5 protein-coding genes are annotated in these 2,576 nt (G+C 72.1%); 2 read left to right on the forward strand and 3 right to left on the reverse strand.

Going from position 1 to position 2,576, the window contains the following annotated elements; genetic code table 11:
- Positions 1–341 precede the first annotated feature (341 nt).
- Together ACFU7Y_RS42845 and ACFU7Y_RS42850 are read right to left on the reverse strand one after the other, a co-directional pair.
- On the reverse strand, positions 342–647 hold the full coding sequence (locus ACFU7Y_RS42845; protein WP_380771882.1) for a hypothetical protein: 306 nt from the start codon (positions 645–647) through the stop codon (positions 342–344).
- A 154-nt stretch (positions 648–801) separates the two neighbouring features.
- Entirely contained in the window at positions 802–1,167 is a 366-nt protein-coding gene (locus ACFU7Y_RS42850; RefSeq protein WP_224275386.1) for a hypothetical protein, read from the reverse strand.
- A gap of 125 nt (positions 1,168–1,292) precedes the next feature.
- On the opposite strand from ACFU7Y_RS42850, the gene ACFU7Y_RS42855 reads away from it, so the two are divergent.
- Entirely contained in the window at positions 1,293–2,054 is a 762-nt protein-coding gene (locus ACFU7Y_RS42855; protein WP_380771884.1) for a Helicase associated domain protein, read from the forward strand.
- A gap of 35 nt (positions 2,055–2,089) precedes the next feature.
- Here ACFU7Y_RS42855 and ACFU7Y_RS42860 read toward each other — a convergent pair whose 3' ends face one another.
- Positions 2,090–2,275, reverse strand: coding sequence for a hypothetical protein (locus ACFU7Y_RS42860; protein WP_224275382.1), 186 nt, complete (start codon positions 2,273–2,275; stop codon positions 2,090–2,092).
- Between the two features lie 65 nt (positions 2,276–2,340).
- Between ACFU7Y_RS42860 and ACFU7Y_RS42865 the strand changes: the two genes are divergently transcribed.
- A complete protein-coding gene (locus tag ACFU7Y_RS42865) occupies positions 2,341–2,556 on the forward strand; it encodes a hypothetical protein (RefSeq protein WP_380771886.1) in 216 nt (71 codons plus the stop codon).
- Positions 2,557–2,576 lie beyond the last annotated feature (20 nt).

The following is a 2,576-nucleotide window of genomic DNA, read 5'->3' on the forward strand; positions in this document are numbered from 1 at the left end:
CGCCCAGGGTGCCCCACACCGTCACCGTCGTCGGCCTGGCCTGACGGCTGTCACGCGCCTTCTTCTCCGTGGCTGTCGCCGGGGAAGAGGTGTCGTCCGCGTTGCCCGGATTTCCCGGAGGGTCCGGTCCGGAGGGCCGTCCGGATGCTGTGGGCCGGGGGTGCTGTTCTCGGTGCGCCACTCGGCCCCGGCTTCGTCCCCCGGCTCCCCCAGCCGTCCGGCGACCGGTGGGGGCGACCCGTCCGTCGGCCTCTGCTCTGCGGTTTGACAGACCACCGGCCGGTGCGGTCTTTTCTGACGACCAGGCGGTGGCGGAGGAGGTCGGCGGGCTTCCGGGGCTGTTACCGCAGGATGCCGACCGCCCTGGCCACCCCCGGTCCCGGCCCCTCAACGACGTCGAACTCGAACTCCCGCCCTCCGGAAGAGACTCGGTCGCCCAGGCCTGTGGTTCCGCATGTCCGGACGGGGCCGGGGGCGCCGTGGTCGAGCCGGGCGGTGACGTCGTCGGCCAGGTTGCGGTGGGGCAGGTTCAGGAGGCGTTTCAGGGTGAAGCCCTCGGAGGCTTCGACGGCGGCCAGGAACAGCGGGGTGTAGGTGAAGCCGAAGGGATTGCGGGCGGCGACCTGGTACCAGGCTGCGGCGTGCAAGAGCCGTGCAAGTCCTGTTCCTCCCCCACGGGCGGTCAATCGGCAGGTCCCGGTTGTCCGGGTCCAGGGCGTGGACGGTCTCGGCCAGGCGCTCAAGGAACTGCTCGCCGACGGCGCCCATGCGTCTCCGCCGACCTGGGGGCCGGCGTGCCGGTCAGACCTGGTCGCCGTCCGGCCACTGGGACAGCGGGACGAGGTCGCCGGCCACGCGGGTGACGGTGGTGCCGGGCGGCATGAAGGAGTCGAAGTCGATCCGCGGGTCGCCGATGTCGACGGTGACCAGCAGCAGGTACTGGTTCAGCTGGGACCACACATCCCCGCCGAGCAGTTCCACCTTCGAGACGTTGCCCGAACGGTGGGGCGGCTGCACCGGCAGAGCAGCGAGATAGGGCGAAACGGCATCCAGGAAGGCCTGCCGGGCTCCCTTCTCCTGCGCCATCTCCTCGTCGGTGGGACTGCTTCCGTCGCCCGTGACCTCGATACCGGTGGGGGGCGCGACGATGCGAAACACGGTCACCATCAGTGGGAACTCCGGATCTTCAGGGATCGGCCGCCACACGGGACGTGACCTGCGGGCGCTCCGGTCCGCGAGCGGATGACAGCGGACCGGACGGCGGCGGGCCCGCCGTCGGACCTGTCCCGGCAATGCTGGCGCACCCGGCCCGTGCCGCCGGGACGGCACGCCCAGCGGCCTGCCGAGCCGCCCTCAAAGGACCACGGCGAGCCGCCCCCCCCGGTGGGCGCCCGCATTGCCCATCACCTGGCAGCGCGCCTGTAGTGTCACGCGGCAGTGGTGACTCGAGTCGGACGGCCGGGTCGACTGGGCCCAGCTACCGGCCGACACGGTCTTCGAGAGCGAGCAGCTCGGCCGCTGGGTGCGGGCGCAGCGGACCACACGACCCGAACTGGCCGAGGAGCAGCGAACCTGTTGCTCGCGATCGGGATCGAGGAAGCCCCCCGAGCCGGTGGCCGCGCGGGCAGCGGCCGCGGCCGAGCCGAGGGCGGCGGGCGGATCGGTTCCATCAAAGCCTGGCCGCGCTCGCCGCCTTCGTCGAGCGCGAAGGGCACGTCCGTGTGCCGCGCTCGCACAAGGAGGACACGGTGTCCCTCGGCATGTGGCTCGACAACACCCGGGCACGCAGGGAGAAGCTCAGTGAGGAGCAGCGCGGGCAGTTGGAAGCCCTGGGTGTGGCTGGCAGACCGGCTGACGGGGAGCAGCGCAGGGTCGGGATCCGGACGGCAGTGGGGGAGCGCCGCCTATCGTCCACAATAGAAAGTCGTAAATGCCGTCAGCGTAGATGCGCAGCCGGGCTCAGGAGCGTCTGGAGAACGTCAGGCCGCTGTCGGCCAACGGGCGGTGTGCGGCTGCCGGTGCCGGCGACGCGGTTGCCGGCGGAGGTCAGCTGAACGGTCCCCGGTGTCGCGGGCGCGCAACCGAACTACTACGTCGCGAGGGACATCGCCGTACGGGCCGGGGCCACGATCACGCAGACCTTCGACAACGCGGTCTTCGGCCCCGCGCTCACCGATCGTCGCGGCGTCGAACGCGACGGCGACCGAATCACGGCGAACATCCCGCTGGCCGCCGACGGCGACGGCCACGTGCCGTCGGCGCCGTCGTTCGACACGGCTTACACCTCGCTGTACCGCGACGGCGTGCTGGTCGGCACCCAGTGCCCGGGTTCCGGTCACCGTGCAGGGCGCCGCCGCGGACGGCCGCGTCCGTTCGCTGGCGGTCTCGATGTCCACCGACGACGGAGTCTCGTGGACCCGGCTGCCGGTCGGCGCCGGCGCCGTGACGGTCCGGAAGCCTGCGGCGGGTACCGGGGTCTTCCTGCGCACAGAGCTGACCGGCGTCGACGGCAACACCCTCGACCAGAGCGTCATCGACGCCTATCGGCCCCGGTGACCCCGGCGGGCGGCCGGCAC

Source organism: Kitasatospora sp. NPDC057542 (genome assembly GCF_042801945.1).
In the GTDB taxonomy this organism is placed as follows: domain Bacteria; phylum Actinomycetota; class Actinomycetes; order Streptomycetales; family Streptomycetaceae; genus Kitasatospora.